Below are 20,220 nucleotides of genomic sequence, written 5' to 3'. Positions count from 1 at the left end.
CGAGGCGCTACCCGCGACGCACGAGCGAGGCGACGATCTCGACGTGGTGGGTGTGCGGGAAGAGGTCGAGGGCACGCGCGCCGCGCAGCTCGTAACCGCGCTCCCGGAACCAGCCGAGGTCGCGGGCGAACGCCACAGGATCGCAGGCGACGTAGACGAGCTGTGCCGGAGCGATGCCGGCCAGCATGTCGACCACCTCGCGTCCGGCACCGCTGCGCGGCGGATCGAGCACCACCGTGCCCGCGTTCAGCCGAGCGCGCTCCCCTGCCGTGGACCGGCTCGTGAGGTCGCGCAGGTAGTGCTCGACCCGTGCTGTCACGGTCTGTGCGCCGATCCACTCGGCGAGGTTCGCCGCCGCGTGGTCCGTGGTGCCCTCGTCAGATTCCACGCTCGTGATGCGCGTCGTGGGTCCGAACCGGTCACCGATCGCGGCGGCGAGCAAGCCGACGCCGCCGTACAGGTCGAGGTTGAAGGCGCGCGGGTCGAAGAGCGAGTCGTCGACGGCATCCTGCACGGCCTCCGTGAGCACCTGCGGAGCTTTGCGGTGCACCTGCCAGAACCCGGTCGACGCGAGAGCGAACCGGCGGTCGCCGACGCGTTCGTGAATGAGGCGAGTCGGCGTGGATGTCTGGCCCGAGGCATCCCGCCGCGTCACCGCCACGAATCCCTCGCTCGTCACGGCGATGTCGACACTGCCGGCACGGCTCTGCACCTCGCCCAGCGGCGCCGCGCGCTCGACGGCGTCGATGACCAGGGGCAGGTCGTCCACGGGGATGACGTGGTGCGATCGGGCGGCGAACGGGCCGACGCGGCCCGCCTCGTCCACCTGCACGCGCACCCGCGAGCGCCACCGAAGCCCGTCGCGCTCGTCGTCACCGGGCGCGGCCTCGACCTCGGGTGCGGTGTCGATGCCGGCCATGCGGCCGAACGCGTCCGCGATCACCTGGCGCTTGAGCTCTCGCTGATGGGGCAGCGCGATGTGGCCGAACTCGGCGCCCCCGGCGCGCTCCGCCGGGTCACGCTCGACGGATGCCGCCTGCCACACGTGCCCTGTTCGATGAGCGGATGCCTCGATCACCCGCACAGTCTCGGCTCGCCAGAATCTGTCGTGCCGCGTATCGGAGACGCGGGCGAGCACGCGCTCGCCCGGGATGGCATCGCTGACGAAGACCACACGGCCCTCGTGGCGCGCGACGAAGACGCCACCGTGCGCGACACCCGTGACGTCGAGCTCGAGCTCGACCGGTTCGCGGGGAGCGACGGCGGCTGCGCTGCGGTCGCCTCCTGCGCTGCGGTTGCGGGCGGCATTGCGACCGTGGCTGTTCCCTGCGCCACGGCTGCGGCCCTCCGCCGAGCCGCGGCTGCGGCCGTTGCTGCGGCTGCGGCTGGAGTTGCGGTGACGGTCGGGGGTGGAGTCGGGGCGAGGCATCCGTAAATCGTCCCATACCGGTGCTGGGCAGCCGCCGACGCGCGACGCGGTGCGAAGCCCGCAACCGTCGCGCGGCTGGACTCGGAGCCGGTGACCGGCCCGCGTTGCCGAGCACGCCGCAACGGGTACCGACACCGCATCGTGTACCGAGGCCGCAACGGATACCGAGACAATGGGCAGGTGCGCCTCTACCTCGCCTCGACCTCGCCCGCTCGTCTCACTCTGCTGCGCGTCGCCGGCGTCGAACCACTCACGATCGCGCCGGGAGTGGACGAGCCCGCGGCGGTCGCGGCGGCCGAAGCGGTGCGCGGGCCGCTTCCCGCCGGCGAGATGGTGCAACTGCTCGCGCAGGCGAAGGCGGAGGCCGTGGTCGGCGCGCTCGTCGGCGGAGAGCCCATCGACGGGCTCATCCTCGGCGGCGACTCGGCGTTCGAGGTCGGCGGAGTGATCTATGGAAAGCCGCACGAGGCATCCGTGGCGCGGGAGCGCTGGCATGCACAGCGCGGTCGTACCGGCGTGCTGCACTCGGGCCACTGGCTCATCGATCACACGGGCGGCGCGATGAACGGGGCCGTGGGCCAGGTGGCCGAGGCATCCGTGACGTTCGCCGATGACCTCGACGACACGGAGATCGACGCGTACATCGCCACCGGCGAGCCCCTGAAGGTCGCGGGCGCGTTCACCATCGACAGCCTCGGCGGGCCGTTCATCACGCGGGTAGAAGGCGACCCGAGCACCGTCGTCGGGCTCTCGCTCTCCACGCTGCGGGCGCTCGTGAAGCGACTCGGGTACGAGTGGACGGACCTGTGGGGATGACGCGAGCCGGCTGATCGAGGCATGTCGACGGCACTGAACCGACACCTCGAGCGCGCTGACACCGCACTTCGACCCGCGTCGCTCGCCCACCGAGCTCGGGAAGCCGTTGTAGGCATCCGAAAGGCCTTCGGTCCAGTTTTGTGTACCGCATTCAAAACGAGGGGTGCCCGCGTCAATAGGCTTGAACACTGTGCCACACATCTCGAAGGTCCTGATTGCCAACCGCGGCGAGATCGCAGTACGGGTCATCCGGGCGGCCAGGGACAGCGGAATCGCGTCCGTCGCCGTCTACGCCGATCAGGACCGGGACGCGGTGCACACCCGGCTCGCCGATGAGGCCTACGCGCTCGACGGCGCCACGAGCGCCGACACCTACCTCTCCATCGAGAAGCTGCTCTCGGTCTGCCGTCGATCCGGTGCGGATGCCGTGCATCCCGGCTACGGATTCCTCGCCGAGAACGCCGACTTCGCCCGCGCCGTCATCGATGCCGGGCTGATCTGGATCGGCCCCGGGCCGGAGGCCATTGAGCGCCTGGGTGACAAGGTCTCGGCACGCCACGTCGCCGAGAAGGTGGGCGCGCCGCTCGCGCCGGGCACGCTCAATCCGGTCGCGAACGCGGAAGAGGTGCTCGAGTTCGTCGACCAGTACGGACTACCCGTGGCCATCAAGGCCGCGTTCGGCGGTGGCGGCCGTGGGCTCAAGGTCGCCCGTGAGCGGGACGAGGTCGCCGAGCTGTTCGACTCCGCCACGCGCGAGGCGATCGCGGCGTTCGGCCGCGCCGAGTGCTTCGTGGAGAAGTACCTCGACAAGCCGCGCCACGTCGAGACTCAGTGCCTCGCGGATGCCCATGGCAACGTCGTCATCGTCTCCACCCGCGACTGCTCCCTGCAGCGCCGGCACCAGAAGCTCGTCGAGGAGGCGCCCGCGCCGTTCCTAACCGACGAGCAGCGCGAGAAGCTGTACAGCTCGTCGAAAGCCATCCTCAAAGAGGTCGGCTACCTCGGCGCCGGCACGTGCGAGTTCCTCATCGGACAGGACGGGACCGTCTCGTTCCTGGAGGTGAACACGCGGCTGCAGGTGGAGCATCCGGTCTCTGAAGAGGTCACCGGCATCGACCTGGTGCGGGAGCAGTTCCGCATCGCCGAGGGCGGCGTGCTCGACTACGACGACCCGGCCCCGCGCGGCCACTCGTTCGAGTTCCGCATCAACGGCGAGGACCCGGGCCGCAACTTCTTGCCCGCACCCGGTCCGGTGCACGTGTTCAAGCCGGCCGCCGGCCCCGGCGTGCGCGTCGACTCCGGCGTGCAGTCCGGTGACGTGATCTCCGGCGCGTTCGACTCCCTGCTTGCCAAGCTGATCGTCACGGGATCCAGCCGCGAAGAGGCGCTCGAGCGCTCACGTCGCGCGCTCGACGAGTTCGAGGTCGCCGGTCTCCCCACGGTTCTCCCGTTCCACCGCACGATCGTGCGCGACCCGGCGTTCGCGCCGGAGGACGGGCATCCGTTCAGCACCTTCACCCGCTGGATCGAGACCGAGTTCGTGAACGAGCTCGAACCGTGGAGCGGTGAAGCCGCCGACCAGCCCGAGCCCGAGGCGCGCCACAGCGTCATCGTCGAGGTGGGCGGCAAGCGCGTGGAGGTCAGCCTGCCGACGAGGCTGCTCATCGCCGGTGGCGCCACAGCCTCGGTCGGGCACGCGCCGAAGCGCAAGTCGGCTTCCGGATCAGTCACCACCGCCACGGGCGACTCCGTGACCGCGCCGATGCAGGCCACTGTCGTCAAGCTCGCCGTCGGCGAGGGCGACCAGGTGGTGAAGGGCGACCTGATCCTGGTGCTCGAGGCCATGAAGATGGAGCAGCCGCTGACCGCGCACAAGGACGGGACCGTCGCGAACGTGAACGCCACGGTTGGCGCCACGGTCTCCAGCGGGCACCTGCTGCTCAACATCGTCTGACGTCGTTCCGCGCCTGCTCCGCGGCGACCGCCAGCCTCCCTCCTGCCGGCGGCCAATTTTCCGTGCCGTCGAATGACTCTCTCGCCGGCGGGCGATGCTCCTGCCGGCGACCCACCCGCTTGCTATCGAGCCACCCCTCTCTTTGCGCGATTTCGAGGGTGGCTCGACGACAAGCGGGTGGGTCGACGACAAACAGGTGGCTCGACGACAAGGTGGCTCGACGACAACGGGGTGGCTCGACGACAAGCGGGTGGCTCGACGATGGCGCAGGCGGCTCGACGACGAACAGGGCACCGCAGCGGCCGAAGCCGCCACGGTGCCCTGAAACTCTCCCGGAGTGGGATCAGCGGATGGCGCCGCCTGCGAGAGTCTTCTCTTCGATCTCCGACTCGTTCGCGGCATCCTCGATGTATTCCTCGATCTTCTCCGTCGGGAGCGTGATCTTGACCGCGATGAAGTAGATCACCGCCGTGATCGCGAGGTTGATCAGGAACACCCAGAAGAACATGGTGGGGTGGGTCGCCGGATCGAACAGCCAGCTCACGAGTGTCATGAGCACGAGCCACGGGATGACCCAGAACGCGCTCGCCCGGAAGTCCAGCTTCGGACGGTTCGGCCGCTTGCGGGCCACCAGCTCGTAGATCACCAGGAACACGTAGCCGATCAGGATCGAGATCATCAGCTTCTGGTTGGTCGCCCATCCGGCCCAGTACACGATCATGTTCGTGCAATAGAAGGCGAGGAACGGGATGATGTCGCCGCCGGGCAGCTTGAACGGACGCGCGTGGTTCGGCAGCTTGCGGCGCATCACGGCCAGCACGAGGGGCCCGGTGCCGAACGACAGCACTGTCGCGCTGGTGATGAACCCGACGAGCTGCTGCCAGCTCGGGAACGGCAGCAGCAGAACGATGCTCACCAGGAACGAGAGCAGGAGGCTCCAGACCGGCACGCCGAACTTGTTGTTCGTCGCCAGCCAACGCGGACCGTTGTTGTTGCGGCCCACCGCGTAAGACACACGCGACGTCACCGTGGTGTAGATGAGGCCGGTGTCGAGCGGCGAGACGATGGCGTCGAAGTACAGGATGTACGCCAGCCACCCGAGTCCGGCGATCGTGGCGAGTGCGGCGAGAGGACCGAAGTCGTTCTTGAACGCCAGACCGGCCCAGCCGCCCTCGTGCGCCAGCGCCGACGAGGGAACCATCATGGTGAACGCCACCTGCAGCAGCGCGTACAGGATGGCGGTGATGCCCACGGAGCCGATCACGGCCAGCGGGATGTTGCGCTTCGGCTTCGTCGTCTCACCGGCGAGCTCGATGCCCTGCCGGAAGCCGAGGAACGAGAACGTGATGCCCGCGGTGGAGATGCAGACGAAGATGGCCGCGAAGCCCTTCGGAGCGAAGCCGTGCGACGTGAAGTTGCCGATCGCCTGCGGCGCGGTCGTGGCGAGCGCCGTGAGAATGAAGACCACGATCACGAGGCAGATGACGAAGATCTTCCACCACACGATCACGGTGTTCACCTGCGAGAAGAGCCGCACACCGAAGTAGTTGATCACGCCGAACACGGCCAGCAGGATGATCGCGACCACGATGCCGAGTGGCGTCAGAACGTGAGCGGATGCTCCGCTGTCCTTCGCGAGCACGGTGAACGGCGCGTACTTGGTTCCGTATGTCAGCGCGCCCTCGACCTCGATGGCCGGCACAGCGGCGGAGGCGATCCAGGTGATCCACCCCATCGTGTAGCTGCCGAACGATCCCCACACCATGTGCGGGTAGCGCACGACGCCGCCGGAGATCGGGAACATCGGCCCCAGCTCCGCGTAGCAGAGCGCGATCAGCATGATCATCACGCCGGCGATCAGCCAGGAGAAGATCGCCGCCGGGCCCGCGATCGCGGATGCGTTGAACGCACCGAACAACCACCCCGAACCGATGATGGAGCCGATCGCGGCGAACAACAGGCCGATCGGGCCCACGTGCCGCTTGAGTTTCACCTCCACCGGATTCGTACTGGGTTGCTTCAGGGTGTTCGACATCGTCGTCTCCTTACTCGGCGGATCCGTCTCGGATTGCGCGTAGGGCACTCGCATCACGAGCGCCCCCACGCGGACGTTACTCCGCGCTGAGCGTGGGCTGATGGCACCTGTGAGTCTTCTCAGGTGGGCCGGACGCCCAGTCTCGATCTGAAGCGATTCCGGCCGATCTGCCGTCGCCGCGTCCAGCCGGATACTGCGCGCCCCTACCGCATCGAGCAACCCCTGAATCGACGAGCCACCCTCGAATTCGCGCGAACAACGGGGTGGCCCGGTAATTCAGGGGTGGCCCGACGATTCAGGGGTGGCTCGACGGTTCAGGGGTGGCTCGATGCGGGGTGGCCTAACGATCCCGCCAGCACGGAGCGCGGGACGGACGCCGGGCGCGGAGCGCAGCACGCGGGATCGCGGAGGCGCGGCAGCGCGGTGACACGGCGCGCAGGACGGACGTCGGACACGGGAGCGCAGCGCGGAGGCGCGGGAGCGCGGAGGCGCGGAGGCGCGGAGCGCAGATTACAGACGCGGGCCCGCTACAGGACGATGTGCATCGCGCGCGCGGCGTCGGTGATCGAGTTCGACAGCGACGGATACACCGAGAACGCGCGGGCGACCTGGTCGACCGTGAGGCGGTGCTCCACGGCGAGCGCCAGCGGCAGGATCAGCTCGCTCGCCCTCGGCGCCACGATCACGCCGCCGATCACGGTGCCACTGCCGGTGCGCGCGAACAGCTTGACGAAGCCGTCCTTGATGCCCTGCATCTTGGCGCGCGGGTTGGACTTCAGTGCCAGCTTGTAGATGTCGCCCTGCGCGATGCCCTCCTCGATCTCGCGCTGGTTCCAGCCGACGGTCGCGATCTCCGGCGTCGTGAAGATGTTGGATGCCACGTTGCGCAACTCGATCGGCGTCACCGAATCGCCCAGCGCGTGGAAGATCGCCGTGCGGCCCTGCATCGAGGCGACGGATGCCAGTGGCAGCACATCCGAGCAGTCTCCCGCCGCGTAGATGTTCGGCATGGACGTGCGGGCGACGCGATTGACGCGTACCTGGCCGCGCGGCGTCAGCTGCACACCGGCATCCTCGAGGCCGATGCCGGCCGTGTTCGGGATGGAGCCGACCGCGAGCAGGCAGTGCGATCCCTCGACAGTGCGGCCGTCGCTCAGCGTGACCAGCACCCCGTCGTCGGTGCGCTCCACCGACTCGGCACGCGATTTGGAGAGCAGCTTCATGCCGTTGCGCTTGAAGACTTTCTCGAGCACCGTGGCAGCGTCGGCGTCCTCGCCGGGCAGCACCCGGTCGCGACTGGAGATGAGCGTGACCTTCGCCCCCAGATACGTGTACGCGCTGGCAAACTCGGCCCCGGTCACGCCGGAGCCCACCACGATGAGGTGATCGGGAACGGAGTTGAGCGAGTAGAGCTGGGTCCAGGTGAGGATGCGCTCCCCGTCGGGCATCGCCGCCGGAAGCAGCCGCGGGCTCGCACCGACTGCGACGACCATCGTGTCGGCCTCGACGCGGTCGAAGTCGGTGCCGTTGTCCTTTGCGGTGGCGACGATGAGGGCGTTGGGTCCGTCGAGGCGTCCCTCGCCGGTGACGATCCGCACGCCGGCGTGCACCAGCTCGCTGCGCATGTCTTCGGACTGCTGTCGCGCCAAGCCGAGGAGACGCTTGTTCACCGCAGACAGGTTGACCGCGACCTCGGGTCGAATCGGCTTGCCCGTCTCGGTGCGGCCGAAGAACTGCACGCCCAGGTCGGCGGCCTCTCCGATGGCGCGCGTGGCATCCGCCGTCGCGATCAGCGTCTTCGACGGCACGACGTCCGTGATGACCGCGGCCCCGCCGACACCGACGCGCTCGACGAGCGTCACGTCGGCGCCCAGTTGGGCTCCCGCCAGTGCCGCTTCATACCCGCCCGGGCCGCCCCCGAGTACGGCGATCCTCTGTTTGCGCTCGAACTCGAAAGCCATGGCATCCATTCTCGCAAATCCTGAGGATGCCCGTTCACAGCCGCACGCGTGCGCAGGTGAGCGCGCTCGGGCCCGCACGCGTGCGCAGGTGAGCGCGTGCGACGGAGGGGCACCGACGCTGTTTAGAGTGGTGCAATGGCATCAGAGGACCTCGCGAATCCCTTCGACGACCCCGCCGCCGACCCGTTCGAGATCGCCCGCATCGCCGCGGAGCAGATCGCCGAGCGCACCGGCGTCGAGCACCACGACATCGCCCTCACGCTCGGCAGCGGCTGGGGCAAGGCGGCCGATCTGATCGGCGAGACGACGGCATGCGTGCCTGCGACCGACATCGTCGGATTCAGCCGCCCGAGCGTCGTGGGGCACGTCGGCACGATCCGCTCCGTTCTGCTGCCCAGCGGCAAGCGTGCCCTGGTGATCGGCGCACGCACGCACTTCTACGAGGGTCACGGCGTGCGGCGCGTGGTGCACAGCGTGCGCACGGCCGCGGCGACCGGTGCGAAGATCATGGTCCTCACCAACGGCGCGGGCGGCCTCAAGCCCGAGTGGGCACCGGGCACCCCCGTGCTGATCTCGGACCACATCAACCTCACGGCGAGCTCGCCCCTGGAGGGCGCGACGTTCGTCGATCTCACCGACCTCTACGCGCGCCGCCTGCGCGACATCGCCCGGCAGGTGGATGCCTCGCTCGACGAAGGCGTATACGTGCAGTTCCGCGGTCCGCACTACGAGACGCCCGCCGAAGTGGGCATGGCCGGCCGCATCGGCGGCGACATCGTCGGCATGTCGACCGCGCTGGAGGCCATCGCCGCCCGGCACGCGGGGATGGAGGTGCTCGGCATGTCGCTCATCACCAATCCGGCCGCCGGCATCTCGCCGGTGCCGCTGGACCATGCGGAGGTGCTCGCCGCCGGCGTGGCCGCCGAGCCCGTCATCAGCGACCTGCTCGCGCGCATCGTGGAGAAGCTGTGAGCGCGGCGACGGGAGGAACGAGCGGTGGCGTGGCCGCCGACTCGGTCATCGCGACCGCCCGTGCCTGGATCTCCGACGACCCCGACGCGGAAACACGCGCCGAACTGCAGGCGGTGCTCGACCGCGCCGTCGATGGCGAAGCCGATGCGCTCGCCGATCTGCACTCGCGCTTCGACACGCGCCTCGCGTTCGGCACCGCCGGGCTACGCGGCGAGCTCGCCGCGGGACCGAACCGCATGAACCGCGTGCTGGTGGCACAGGCAGCGGCCGGGCTCGCCGCCTATCTGGTGGAGCAGGCATCCGAACGCGGTGACGACGCGCCGTCGATCGTGATCGGCTACGACGGACGCAAGAACTCTGCCGTGTTCGCCCGCGACACCGCCGAGCTGATGGCCGGTGCTGGAGTGCGGGCAGTCTTGCTGCCGCGCCTGCTACCGACGCCGGTGCTCGCGTTCGCGGTGCGGCACCTGAACGCCTCGGCGGGCGTGATGGTCACCGCCAGCCACAACCCGGCGCGCGACAACGGCTACAAGGTGTACCTCGGCGGCGCGGATGCAGGCTCGCAGATCGTGCCGCCCGCGGACTCCGCGATCGCCGCGCACATCGAGCGGGTGGCTGCCGGTCACGTCTCCGACCTGCCCCGATCGGATGCCTATGACACCGCCGCCGAATCCCTGATCGACGCGTACGTGGCCGAGACCGCGGCGGTGGCGAGCGAAGTGCTGAGGGCCGGACGGACCCCGGGTGCGGAGGGCACGGCAGGCGCGGCGCGCACGCCGGGTGCGGAGAGTACGGCCGACGGTACCGGCAGCTCCTCCCCCGCACTCCGCTACGTCTACACGGCCATGCACGGCGTCGGATGGCAGACCGCGCGCGCCGTGTTCGCGGCCGCGGGCCTTCCCGCACCGATCCCGGTGGCCGAGCAACAGGACCCCGACCCCGACTTCCCGACCGTCTCGTTCCCCAACCCGGAGGAGCCGGGCGCACTCGACCTCGCGTTCGCCCTCGCCCGCGACTCGGACGCCGACCTGGTGATCGCGAACGACCCGGATGCGGATCGCCTGGCCATCGGCATCCCTGACGCGTCGAGCCCGGAGGGCTACCGCCGGCTGAGCGGCAACGAGGTCGGAACGCTGCTGGGATGGACCGCGGCGGAGCAGACGGCGGGAGGCGATGTCGAGGGGGCGCTCGCGGCATCCATCGTCTCGTCCCCCGCACTGAGTGCCGTGGCGGATGCCTACGGCCTGCGTTTCGTCGAGACCCTCACCGGATTCAAGTGGGTCAGCCGCGTACCCGGCCTCGTGTTCGGCTACGAAGAGGCGCTGGGCTACCTGGTGAACCCGCAGACGGTGCGCGACAAGGACGGCATCTCGGCGGCGACCGTCGCGATCGCTCTTGCCCAGCGGCTGCACGCGCAGGGGCGCACGATCGCCGACCGGCTCGACGAGTTCACGGAGCGCTTCGGCGCCTACGCCTCTGACCAGATCTCGATCCGGGTGACCGACCTCGATCGCATCGCCCGCATCATGGCGTCATTGCGGGAAGCTCCCCCGCGCGAAGTCGGTGGCGTGACCGTGACACGGATCGACGACCTGAGCGGTGGATCCGCCGACCTTCCGCCGAGCGACGTACTGCGCATCGTGCTCGACGACGGATCCCGTGTCATGGTTCGTCCGAGTGGCACGGAGCCGAAGCTGAAGATCTACATCGACGCGTTCGATGACGCCGCCTCCGACGTCGCCGGGCGCCGGGCGGCCGCGCAGGCGCGGGTCGCGGTGCTCGCCGACGGGATGCGCGCGCTCACGAGCTGAAGCGTGCGGAGGCCGGGCCGCCGGGCGGAGCCGGACTCAGCCCACGGCATCCTCGAGCTTGCGCTCGAGCTCGTCGGTGTCGAAGTAGTTGTCGATGACGACGATGTCGGCGTTGGTCTTCGGAATGCGCGAGACCAATTCGGGCGACGTCAGGATCACCTGGGCGTCGGCGCCCGAGGTGGACACGCTCGCGACGTCGGACGCGCTGACGTCGGCCGAGATGCCGAGCCGGTCGAGCACCCGCTCCGCGTTCAGTTTGAGAATGGCCGATGTTCCCACACCGGCTCCGCAGATCGCGACGATCTTCACCGTGCCTCCTTCGACATCATCGAGCGGGTCGTCAGCGCACGGGCTCGGCGTCGTCCGACACCGTCGGCGCCTGGATGACGCGCCACACCTCGTCGGCCGACGTCGCCTGCGCGAGGGCCGGGATCGCCTGGGGGTCGTTGAACACGTTCGCGAGCTCCGCGACCGAGTTGACGTGGGCATCCGGCGTCGAGACGGCGAGACCGATGACGACGCTGACGGGATCGTTGTGCGGATGCCCGAATGTCACCGGTGTCGCCAGCGTCACCACCGAGAGGCCGTCCGCGAGCACATCGGGACCCGGCCGGGCGTGCGCCAGAGCGAGCCCGGGAGCGATCACGATGTAGGCGCCGAACTCGTCGACGACCTGGATCATGCGCTCCGTGTAGCTGTCGCGCGTCGCACCCGACCGACGCAACGCGACACCGGCGAACCGCACCGCGGCGCGCCAATCCGACGCGTGCACACCGAGGTCGATGGCAGAGTCGGGCAGCGGCGGAAGCGACATGTGTTCAAGCGTATCGCGACGCATGTTCCACACTCGCTGAAAGCGACGTGGGGAGACGCCGAGCAGATTCGATGCGCGCCTGTGCGACGGCCGCGCCGGCGTCAGACCTCGTCGAATCCGTCGGCGATCGTCTCCACGAGGTCTTCCCGGTCTTCCAGCGGCAGGAAGGATGCCCGTGCCGCGTTCACCTGGAACGTCTCGAGATCGTCGAGGTCGTACCCGAACGCATCCGCCAGCAGGGCGAGCTCGCGGCTGATCGTCGTGGCGCTCATCAGCCGATTGTCGGTGTTCACCGTGACGCGGAAGCCCAGTTGGTAGAGGAGGTCGAACGGGTGATCGACGAGCTCGTCCCCCCAGGCCGCGATCGCGCCGGTCTGCAGATTCGACGACGGGCTCAGCTCGAGCGTGATCTCCCGGTCCTTCACCCACTGCGAGAGCCTGCCGAGCGAGACGTAGATGTTCTCGTCGTCCTGGCGCTCGATGGTGATGTCCTCGGCCAGGCGCACGCCGTGCCCCAGGCGCAGGGCACGACCGTCGAACAGTGCGCCCCGGATGCTGTCCAGCCCGTCGGCCTCGCCTGCGTGCACCGTCACGGGCAGGAAGTTCTCGGCCAGGTAGTCGAACGCGATCCGGTGGTTCGCGGGCGGGAACCCGGCCTCCGCGCCCGCGATGTCGAAGCCGACGACTCCGGAGTCGCGATGCCGCACGGCGAGCTCCGCGATCTCGACCGCGCGGTCGGCGTGGCGCATGGCGGTGACGAGCTGCCCGACGCGGATGTCCGCGCCACCGTTGCGCACATCCGCCACGCCCTGCTCGAGGCCGCTCTGCACTGCCTCGACCGCGTCGTCGAGGCTCAGGCCGCGCCCGAGGTGCTGCTCCGGCGCCCAGCGGACCTCGCCGTACACAACACCGTCCGCGGCGAGGTCGAGCACGAACTCGCGCGCCACGCGGGCCAGACCGTAGTGCGTCTGCATCACGGCGGTGGTGATGTCGAACGTCTTCAGGTATTCGACGAGCGAACCCGAGTTCGACTGCTTCTCGAACCAGGCGCCGAGCGCGTCGGCATCGCTCTCCGGCAGGTCGAGGTCGATCTCGTCCGCCAGGTCGATGATGGTCTGCGGCCTCAGGCCGCCGTCGAGGTGATCGTGCAGCGACACCTTCGGCAGCGTGCGCACATCCACGCCATCGACCAGGGGCGCGGCATGGGAGAGGTTACTGGGGGGCTCCTGTCGGCCCGGCTCTGGACTCATCGTTCCAGCGTACCGACCGGACGGGTGCTGCGTACTCCCCGATCGGCGCCGATTCCCGTCGATATCGATGGCGCACGATGACCCGCGTTCGCGCCGCACGAACGGCTGCCGCACGACGGTCGTCGTTCTCGTCCGATCCGGGCGAACGGATGCCCGCGGCCGCGCCGTCTTTCTCGTGCGGGAGTACGTTCTGGTGACGCGACGACGTGCGCGCGAAAGGAAGGGCGGGAATGATCCAGGTCATCGGAGGCATCCTGCCGCAGGCCCTCGGCATCGCGATCAGCCCGATACCGATCATCGCGGCGATCCTCATGCTGCTCTCCCCGCGAGCCAGGGTCACCGCTGTGGGGTTCCTGCTCGGCTGGGTGGTGGGCATCCTCGTCGCCGTGATCGTGTTCATCCTGCTGGCCAGCGTGATACCCGCGACCGACCCGGATGCCTCCAAGCCGGTCCAGGGCGTCATCCAGCTCGTGCTCGGCGTGCTCCTGCTCCTGCTCGCCGTGCGCCAGTGGCGACATCGTCCGAAGCCCGGCGCCAAGCCGGTGCTGCCGAAGTGGATGCAGGCGATCGACGGCTTCTCGTTCATCGCCGCGTTCGGGCTCGCGTTCCTGCTCTCGGCGATCAATCCCAAGAACCTCTTGATGGCGGTGAGCGCCGGCGTCGAGATCGGATCGGCACAGCTCGGTGTGGGCGCGGTCATCGTGACGATCGTGATTTTCACCGTGATCGCGGCCTGCACCGTGCTCGTGCCGGTGCTCGGTTACCTGGTCGCCGCCGACCGGCTGCGCTCACCGCTCGATTCGCTACGCGGCTGGCTCGCGCAGGAGAACGCCGTGATCATGGCCGTGCTGTTCCTCGTACTGGGCGTGAACCTGATCGGCAAGGGCATCGGCCACTTCTGAGCGGTGATGCCCGTTCGGCCCTAGGCTCACGCGGTTCGGGCGGTTCGCGAAGTCCCGCGCGGCCGCGCCAGCCACGCAGCCCACCTAGTCGGCCGCTCAGCCGACGCGGTCGACGACGATCGGGCCGCGCTCCGGCGCGCTGTCGCCCAGCTCCCAGGCGCCGTCGAGCGCTTCGAGCGCGCGCTCGAACCGCACCTCGTCGTCGGTCGCCAGCGTGAACACCGGATCGCCGGCAGCGACGCTCTCGCCGACCTTGGCGTGCAACTGGATGCCGGCAGCATGCAGAACCGGATCCTGCTGTCGTGCGCGTCCCGCCCCGAGCCGCCACGCGGCGACCCCGAACGACAGGGCGTCCTGCCGCGTCACCACGCCGTCTCGCGGTGCCACGACGGTGTGGGTCTCCCGTGGGTGCGGCAGCGGCGCGTCCGGATCGCCGTCCTGCGCTCGGATGAGTGCGCGCCAGGAGTCCATCGCCCGGCCGGAGCGCAGCGCCTCCTCGACGTCGGCGTCGGGCTTGCCTGCGAGGCGCAGCATCTCGCGGGCGAGCGCGAGCGTCAGCTCGACGATGTCATCCGGTCCGCCGCCGGCGAGCACCTCGACCGACTCCTGCACCTCGTTCGCGTTGCCGATCGCGCGGCCGAGCGGGGCGTTCATGTCGGTGAGCAGCGCGGAGGTGGCGACACCGGCATCCTGTCCGAGTTCCACCATGGTGCGGGCGAGCTCACGGGCCTTGTCGAGGTCGTGCATGAAGGCGCCTGAGCCGAACTTCACGTCGAGTACGAGCGCGCCCGTTCCCTCGGCGATCTTCTTGCTCATGATCGACGAGGCGATCAGCGGAATCGCCTCGACGGTGCCGGTGATGTCGCGCAGCGCGTACAGCTTCTTGTCGGCCGGCGCGAGCCCCGGGCCGGCCGCACAGATGGCGCCGCCGACGTCGCGCAGCTGGGCGAAGAGCTCGTCGGTGGTGAGCGCTGCACGCCAGCCGGAGATGCTTTCGAGCTTGTCGAGCGTGCCACCGGTGTGTCCGAGGCCGCGGCCGGAGAGCTGCGGCACGGCGACGCCGAACGAGGCGACGAGCGGCACGAGCGGAAGCGTGATCTTGTCGCCGACGCCGCCCGTGGAGTGCTTGTCGACTGTCGGCTTGCCCAGGTCGGCGAAGCTCATGCGGTCGCCGCTGGCGATCATGGCCAGCGTGAGGTCCCGGATCTCGCGTCGCGTCATGCCGTTCAGGAGCACGGCCATCGCCCACGCCGACATCTGCTCGTCGGCGACGAAGCCGCGCGTGTAGGCATCCACCAGCCAGTCGATCTGGGATGTGCTGAGCTCGCCCTTGTCCCGCTTGGCGCGGATGAGATCGACGGCGTCGAACCGTTCAGCCATGATGTGAAGCTCCTTGTCGGACTTGTCGCCCCGTGCCGCTGATGCTGAGCGCCCAGTGGTGCTGGGCGACCAGTGGCACTGAGCAGCGAGTGGTGGTGAGCGCTCGTGGCACTCGGTCGGCATTCGGCGCTGTGTCGCTCAGTGTTGCGATATTCAGTGTTGTGGTATTCAGGCGGAGTACTGCTGGAGGTCGCGCGGACCGAACGCGTCGGGCAGCACCTCGTCGATGGTGCGGATGCCCGAGACGGTCTCGAGCATCATCCCCGGCACCGAGTGCTCGTAGAGCAGCTGACGGCAGCGACCGCACGGCATGATGACGTCGCTTTCGCCGTTCACACAGGTGAACGCGACGAGCTGACCGCCGCCGGTCATGTGCAGCATGGAGACGAGCGAGCACTCCGCGCACAACGTGAGGCCGTAGCTTGCATTCTCCACGTTGCATCCGGCGATGATGCGCCCGTCGGTGGCCAGCGCGGCGGCGCCGACCGGGTACTTCGAGTACGGCACGTACGCCCTTCTCATGGCCTCTTCGGCCTCGGTGCGCAGCGCGCCCCAGTCGACCTCGCCCGAGAAGGGCGTCGTATCGTCACTCATCGTCGTGTCGATTTCCGTTCCTTGAGGTTGTGCCTGATCACGCGGGGGCGACGTCAGGACTTGATGTAGGGCTTTCCGGATGCCGCCGGGCCGCGCACGTAGCCGACGAACCCTGCCACGGCCAGGATCGTCACCACGTAGGGCAGCATCAGCAGGAACTCGCTCGGCACCGGCGAACCGACCGCGGCGAGCGTGTACTGCAGGTTGCTGGCGAAGCCGAAGAGCAGGGCGGCGAGCGTGGCGCGCACCGGATCCCAGCGGCCGAAGATGACGGCGGCGAGGGCGATATAGCCCTGCCCGCCCGTCATGTCCTCGCTGAAGGAGCCGACGGAGCCGAGCGTGAAGTATGCGCCGCCGAGACCGACGATCGCGCCGGCGAGCGACACGTTCCAGAACCGCGTTCCCGTCACGTTGATGCCCACCGTGTCGGCGGCCTGAGGATGCTCGCCCACCGACCGCAGACGCAGCCCCCATCGCGTGTGGAACAGCCCGACGTACACGGCCACGACCGCGATGTACATGAGGTACACGATGATCGACTGGTCGAACAGCACGGGGCCGATCACCGGGATCGCGCTGAGACCGGGGATCGGGATGGCCGGCAGCAGCGGCGGGTTGTTGAGGAACTCGGGGTCCTTGGCGAGCACCTGGCTGTAGAGGAAGTTCGTCAGCCCCAGCACCAGCACGTTGATCACGACGCCGACGATGACCTGGTCGACGTAGTACTTGATGGCGAACGCGGCCAGGATGAACGAGACCAGCACGCCGGCGACGAGCGCCGCGACCAGCCCGAGCCACATCGACCCCGTCATGCTGGCGACCATGGCCGCGAGGAACGCGCCGGCGAGCAGCTGGCCTTCGATCGCGATGTTCACCACACCGCTGCGTTCGGAGAGCACCCCGCCGAGGGCGCCGAAGATGTACGGCACGCTCAGGCTGACTGCGCCGAGCAGCAGGCTCGTGATGGGAAGCGGCCGCGAGTTGGCGCCGGCGGCCCAGGTGAGGAACGCGACGACGAAGAGGAACGCGAACACGCTCGAGTACCACAGCGGCACCTTCGTGCGCCGAGCGAGGATCCACCAGCTCGCTGCCGCCATGAGAACCAGCACGACCGTGAGGATCACGCAGGTCAGCGTGGTCGGCAGCACCACCTGGGGCAGCGACGGCGCCACCCGACCGCCCGCGAACGTGAACGTCGTGTCTCCTCCTCGACGGAAGATCACGAACAGCACGATGGAGAGCACGGCGACGACCGACAGGGTGATCGGCGTCTTCCTGCTGCGAACGACGGTCTTCTCGAGAACGATCGGGGTGGCATCCGGAACGGTGTGTTCGGCGGTCGTGGTCATCGGGCGGCCACCTCCTCGGCGACGGGCGCCGGCGTGGCCGGCTTCTGCTTGCGTGGTGGGCGCGGGCCCGGCTTGGGCAACCGGAAGATGGCCCGCACCAGGGGCGGCGCGGCGATGAACAGCACGATCAGCGACTGCACCACCAACACGATGTCGATCGGGATGCTGTTGGCCGCCTGCATGAGGAAGCCGCCGGCCTTGAAGGCGCCGAACAGCACGCCTGCAATGAAGGTGCCGAGCGGACGCGAGCGGCCGAGCAGGGCGACCGTGATCGCGTCGAATCCGATGCCGGCGTCGATGGCCGACCCGAATCCGCCTGTCGTGGTGCCGAGCACCTGATCCACGCCGGCGAGGCCGACGAGGCCACCGCCGATGACCATCGACCAGATGATCGCGCTGTTCACGCTGATGCCGGCCACGCGGGCGGCGTGCGGGTTCTCGCCGACAGCACGGAACTTGAAGCCGAGGCTCGAGCGTTCCAGCAGCCACCAGACGAAGATGGTCGCCGCAATGGCGATGATGAAGCCGAAGTGCAGCTGATACTGCGGACCGAGGATCTGCGGCAGGATCGCGTTCGGCAGAATCGCCGGCGACTTCGGGTTGTTCGAGCCGTGCGCCTGCAGAGCGCCGGGCGTGCGCAGCAGGTAGGAGATGAGGTAGAACGCGATCCAGTTGAGCATGATCGTCACGATCACCTCGTGCGCGCCCGTTCGCGCCTTGAGCACGCCGGCGATGCCGGCCCACAGCGCGCCACCGACGACGCCGGCGGCGACGGCCACGACCAGGTGGATGACCGGCGGCAGGTCGAACGACCAGCCCACCCAGCCGCAGAAGGCGGCGGCGATGAGCATCTGCCCCTGACCACCGATGTTGAACATGCCGGTGCGGAACCCGAGGCCGACACCGAGACCGGCGACGATCAGCGGTGTGGCGTACGTCAGCGTGTCCATGAACGGCCGGATGCCGGAGGCGAACGTCGGGCGGCCGAAGTTGTAGATCGAGCCCTGGAACAGCGAGGTGTACGCGCCGGAAACGACATTCCAGATCGCCTCGAACGTGTCGGAGGGCCGGGAGAAGAAGTACCCGGCCGCCTGCTGCACGCCGGGGTCCGTGACCGCGATGAGGATCGCGCCGACGATGAGCGCGAGCACCACGGCAAGGATCGAGATGACCACGCTTCCGCCCATGATCTGGCGCAGCGCCTCGTTCCACCGGTTCGGTTCCTGCTGCTCCGGCGGGACTTGCGCGCCCGTCTCGAGCGCGACATCCGCGTCGCCGGCCTGCTGCAGTGCAGACTCGTCGACGGATGCCTGTGCGCCGTCCTGCTCCTGGCTCACGCGGCCTCTCCTCTCGGGTCGCCCTGCGGCGCGGGGGTCTCCGGCTGCTCGCCCGCCATCATGATGCCGAGCGTCTCGCGGTCGGTGCCGCCGGGGACGATGCCGACGATCCCGCCGCGGTACATGACCGCGATGCGGTCGGCGAGGGCATCCACCTCGTCGAGCTCCGTGGAGACGACGACGACCGGGATGCCCGAGTCCCGCGCCTCGATCACGCGTTTGTGCACGAACTCGATGGAGCCGACGTCGAGACCGCGCGTCGGCTGTGCCGCCACGAGCAGCCGCAGTTCGCGGCTGAGCTCACGGGCGAGCACCACCTTCTGCTGGTTGCCGCCGGAGAGCGTGCCCACCGGGGTGTCGATGCTCTGCGCCCGCACGTCGAACTCGCGCACCTTCTCGGTGGCGAACGTGTTGCGGAACCGCAGCTGCAGGCTGCCGCCCTTGGCGAAGGGGGCTCCGTCGGCTCGGTCGAGCATCAGGTTCTCGGCGATCGAGAACTCGGCGACCAGACCGTCTTCATTGCGGTCTTCCGGAATGAACCCGACGCCGGCATCCAGCACCTTGCGCACGTTCAGACCAGTCAGTTCCTTGCCGTCGAGCGCGATGCTGCCCTTGACGCGAGGCTGCAGGCCGAGGATGGCCTCGGTGAGCTCGGTCTGCCCGTTGCCCTGCACGCCCGCGATGGCCAGCACCTCGCCGGCGTGCACTTCGAAGTCGACGTTGTTCACGACGAGCTGGCCGATCGGATCGACGACCGTGAGACCCTTCACCGTCAGGGCCGGCTCGCCGGGCTTCGCGGGTTGCTTCTGCACGGTGAGCTCGACGGAACGGCCGACCATGAGCGACGCCAGCTCCGCGTTGCTCGCGCTCGGGGATGCCTCGCCCACCACCTTGCCGAGTCGCATCACGGTGATGCGGTCGGCGACCTCGCGCACCTCGCGCAGCTTGTGGGTGATGAAGACGATGGCGGTTCCAGCGTCGCGCAGCTGCTTCATGATCGACATCAGCTCGTCGGTCTCCTGCGGCGTAAGCACCGCAGTCGGCTCGTCGAACACGAGGACCTTCGCGTCGCGGGAGAGCGCCTTGATGATCTCGACGCGCTGCTGCACGCCGACCGGAAGGTCTTCGATGAGCGCGTCGGGATCGACGTCGAACCCGAAGCGCGAGGAGATGTCGCGCACTCGCGCACGCGCTTGGTTCTGGTTGAGGAACCCGGCGAATCCGGTGCTCTCGTGCCCGAGCATGACGTTCTCGGCCACGGTGAACACCGGGATGAGCATGAAGTGCTGGTGCACCATGCCGATGCCGGCCTTCATCGCGTCGCCCGGTCCATCGAAGCGCTGCTCGACGTCATCGAGGAGGATCTCGCCCTCGTCGGCCTCGAGCAGCCCGTAGAGCACGTTCATCAGCGTGGACTTGCCCGCGCCGTTCTCACCGAGGATGCAGTGGATCTCTCCCGGCTCGACGGTGAGCGAGATGTGGTCGTTGGCGGTGAGAGAGCCGAATCGCTTCGTGATGCCGCGAAGTTCGAGCTTCATAGGGGTCAATCTACCTTTCGCCGGCCGCTGCGCTGCGGGCCGGCAAGCAGCGTTCGGCGGTGGAACGCCTCCGCGCCC

The 20,220-nt window shown here is 68.9% G+C and carries 16 protein-coding genes; 5 read left to right on the top strand and 11 right to left on the bottom strand.

Annotated elements, in window-relative coordinates; all coding sequences use genetic code 11:
• Positions 1–7 precede the first annotated feature (7 nt).
• Positions 8–1,429 (bottom strand): class I SAM-dependent RNA methyltransferase, encoded by a 1,422-nt coding sequence (locus tag H623_RS20050; protein WP_022901525.1) that lies wholly within the window; start codon positions 1,427–1,429, stop codon positions 8–10.
• 180 nt (positions 1,430–1,609) lie between these two features.
• Between H623_RS20050 and H623_RS0113815 the strand changes: the two genes are divergently transcribed.
• Together H623_RS0113815 and H623_RS0113810 are read left to right on the top strand one after the other, a co-directional pair.
• A complete protein-coding gene (locus H623_RS0113815; protein ID WP_022901524.1) occupies positions 1,610–2,245 on the top strand; it encodes a Maf family protein in 636 nt (211 codons plus the stop codon).
• Between the two features lie 190 nt (positions 2,246–2,435).
• Positions 2,436–4,199 (top strand): acetyl/propionyl/methylcrotonyl-CoA carboxylase subunit alpha, encoded by a 1,764-nt coding sequence (locus H623_RS0113810; protein WP_022901523.1) that lies wholly within the window; start codon positions 2,436–2,438, stop codon positions 4,197–4,199.
• A 343-nt stretch (positions 4,200–4,542) separates the two neighbouring features.
• Here the strand turns inward: H623_RS0113810 and H623_RS0113805 are convergent, their stop codons facing one another.
• Both H623_RS0113805 and H623_RS0113800 read right to left on the bottom strand, forming a co-directional pair.
• Positions 4,543–6,234 (bottom strand): APC family permease, encoded by a 1,692-nt coding sequence (locus tag H623_RS0113805; protein ID WP_026940354.1) that lies wholly within the window; start codon positions 6,232–6,234, stop codon positions 4,543–4,545.
• Positions 6,235–6,761: 527 nt separating this feature from the next.
• Positions 6,762–8,195 carry an NAD(P)H-quinone dehydrogenase gene (locus H623_RS0113800; protein ID WP_026940353.1) on the bottom strand — a complete coding sequence of 478 codons (1,434 nt, stop codon included), beginning with the start codon at positions 8,193–8,195 and terminating at the stop codon, positions 6,762–6,764.
• A 135-nt stretch (positions 8,196–8,330) separates the two neighbouring features.
• Between H623_RS0113800 and H623_RS0113795 the strand changes: the two genes are divergently transcribed.
• Positions 8,331–9,167, top strand: a complete 837-nt coding sequence (locus H623_RS0113795) for a purine-nucleoside phosphorylase (RefSeq protein ID WP_022901521.1) — start codon at positions 8,331–8,333, stop codon at positions 9,165–9,167.
• Positions 9,168–9,196: 29 nt separating this feature from the next.
• Entirely contained in the window at positions 9,197–10,978 is a 1,782-nt protein-coding gene (locus tag H623_RS0113790) for a phospho-sugar mutase (RefSeq protein WP_022901520.1), read from the top strand.
• Between the two features lie 36 nt (positions 10,979–11,014).
• On the opposite strand, the gene H623_RS0113785 is transcribed toward H623_RS0113790, so the two are convergent.
• The 3 genes from H623_RS0113785 to H623_RS0113775 form a co-directional block, all read right to left on the bottom strand.
• On the bottom strand, positions 11,015–11,287 hold the full coding sequence (locus tag H623_RS0113785; RefSeq protein ID WP_026940352.1) for a PTS sugar transporter subunit IIB: 273 nt from the start codon (positions 11,285–11,287) through the stop codon (positions 11,015–11,017).
• Between the two features lie 31 nt (positions 11,288–11,318).
• Positions 11,319–11,792 (bottom strand): PTS sugar transporter subunit IIA, encoded by a 474-nt coding sequence (locus tag H623_RS0113780; protein WP_026940351.1) that lies wholly within the window; start codon positions 11,790–11,792, stop codon positions 11,319–11,321.
• 101 nt (positions 11,793–11,893) lie between these two features.
• A complete protein-coding gene (locus tag H623_RS0113775; protein WP_051143262.1) occupies positions 11,894–13,042 on the bottom strand; it encodes an adenosine deaminase in 1,149 nt (382 codons plus the stop codon).
• Positions 13,043–13,272: 230 nt separating this feature from the next.
• Here H623_RS0113775 and H623_RS0113770 point away from each other — a divergent pair, with 230 nt between their 5' ends.
• A complete protein-coding gene (locus tag H623_RS0113770; protein WP_022901518.1) occupies positions 13,273–13,944 on the top strand; it encodes a GAP family protein in 672 nt (223 codons plus the stop codon).
• A 96-nt stretch (positions 13,945–14,040) separates the two neighbouring features.
• Here H623_RS0113770 and H623_RS0113765 read toward each other — a convergent pair whose 3' ends face one another.
• The 5 genes from H623_RS0113765 to H623_RS0113745 all read right to left on the bottom strand — a co-directional run bounded on the left by H623_RS0113765 (position 14,041) and on the right by H623_RS0113745 (position 20,142).
• Complete coding sequence (locus tag H623_RS0113765) at positions 14,041–15,324, bottom strand: thymidine phosphorylase (protein ID WP_022901517.1); 1,284 nt, start codon at positions 15,322–15,324, stop codon at positions 14,041–14,043.
• 168 nt (positions 15,325–15,492) lie between these two features.
• Positions 15,493–15,918 (bottom strand): cytidine deaminase, encoded by a 426-nt coding sequence (locus H623_RS0113760; RefSeq protein ID WP_022901516.1) that lies wholly within the window; start codon positions 15,916–15,918, stop codon positions 15,493–15,495.
• Between the two features lie 53 nt (positions 15,919–15,971).
• Entirely contained in the window at positions 15,972–17,267 is a 1,296-nt protein-coding gene (locus H623_RS0113755; RefSeq protein ID WP_022901515.1) for an ABC transporter permease, read from the bottom strand.
• Entirely contained in the window at positions 17,264–18,604 is a 1,341-nt protein-coding gene (locus tag H623_RS0113750) for an ABC transporter permease (RefSeq protein WP_022901514.1), read from the bottom strand. Before H623_RS0113750 ends, H623_RS0113755 begins: the two co-directional genes overlap by 4 nt.
• Positions 18,601–20,142, bottom strand: a complete 1,542-nt coding sequence (locus tag H623_RS0113745; protein WP_022901513.1) for an ABC transporter ATP-binding protein — start codon at positions 20,140–20,142, stop codon at positions 18,601–18,603. The genes H623_RS0113750 and H623_RS0113745 overlap by 4 nt, the downstream gene beginning before the upstream one ends.
• Between the last annotated feature and the right edge of the window lie 78 nt (positions 20,143–20,220).

This window comes from Humibacter albus DSM 18994 (assembly GCF_000421825.1).
GTDB lineage: Bacteria > Actinomycetota > Actinomycetes > Actinomycetales > Microbacteriaceae > Humibacter > Humibacter albus.
This window is presented reverse-complemented; position numbering and strand designations above follow the sequence as displayed.